The organism is Pseudoalteromonas sp. S4492 (genome assembly GCF_005886115.1).
In the GTDB taxonomy this organism is placed as follows: Bacteria; Pseudomonadota; Gammaproteobacteria; order Enterobacterales; family Alteromonadaceae; genus Pseudoalteromonas; species Pseudoalteromonas gelatinilytica.
In genome coordinates this window covers 1-431 of sequence record NZ_PNCP01000263.1, presented here as the reverse complement: position 1 = coordinate 431, position 431 = coordinate 1, and the positions used below count along the sequence as shown (strand labels likewise).

At 46.4% G+C, this 431-nt stretch carries 1 protein-coding gene; it reads left to right on the top strand.

Going from position 1 to position 431, the window contains the following annotated elements; translation table 11 throughout:
- Positions 1-12 precede the first annotated feature (12 nt).
- The coding region (locus CWC28_RS21525; protein WP_171038360.1) for an autotransporter outer membrane beta-barrel domain-containing protein at positions 13-431 on the top strand (419 nt) is incomplete at its 3' end.

Genomic DNA, 431 nt, shown 5'->3' with positions numbered 1-431 from the left:
AAAGAAGAGGCCGTGAATCTGGTGAAGTTGGCCAGAGAAAGCAGAATCAATGGTGGTATGGCTCTGGAAGTGGATGATGTCGCCAGAAGAAAGGCCATGCTGCAGATTTCTCACAGGCTGAGGTCACTCAGTTTCGGTGACAGTGTTGAAAGTCAGGGATTCTGGTTTCAATGGTTGAAATCCGATGCGAATAAAAAGGATTCCAGGAACAATACAGATGACCGGGTTCTTGGTTATGAGCTGGATGTCAGCGGTATGACACTGGGTCTTGAACAAGAAAGGGATGATTGGATCTACGGAGGCGCAATCACCCTGGCGACCACAGATACCAGAAAGCATCATTCAAATGATACTGCTCAGGCAAACAATTATCAGTTCAGTCTTTATGGTTCCTGGCAGTACAAAGCCTGGTTTTTTGATGGTATCGCCAA